Source organism: Burkholderia sp. BCC1977, from assembly GCF_905339595.1.
Lineage (GTDB): Bacteria > Pseudomonadota > Gammaproteobacteria > Burkholderiales > Burkholderiaceae > Burkholderia.
The window spans coordinates 1-366 of sequence record NZ_CAJPGQ010000188.1 but is presented as its reverse complement, the minus strand read 5'-3'; the positions used below and the strand labels follow the sequence as shown (position 1 = coordinate 366).

Here is a 366-nt window from a genome sequence, read left to right as displayed (position 1 = left end):
TGCGCCCGAGAACAGGAAGCCTGACGGCTTGTCGAACATCGCGCGCTCGATGTCGATCACGTAGTCGTTGCCGACCCGCATCGTGACGATCTTGCCGCCGCGATCGCGGAACGCGCGCAGGTAGTCCGCGCCGAACTGCGCGCTCATTTCGATCAGCACGTCGCAGCGTTCCAGCGCTTCGTCCATCGACAGCAGCGGCACGTCCCATTCGCCGAGCATCATCTGCGGATCGGCGAGCTGTTCGCCGCCGTTCACCATCACGGCTTGAGCGATGAGCGGCGACTGGCGCAGCAGCAGGATCAGCAGCAGGCAGTTCTGGAAGATGCCGTTTTCCCACAGCGACTGGCCGGCGCCGCGCACGAACAG

General features: G+C 64.8%; 1 protein-coding gene. It reads right to left on the bottom strand.

What is annotated here, in order from left to right; all coding sequences use genetic code 11:
• A partial coding sequence (locus tag U5771_RS35405) for a DUF2827 family protein (protein WP_322028214.1) occupies window positions 1-366 on the bottom strand: 366 nt, incomplete at both ends.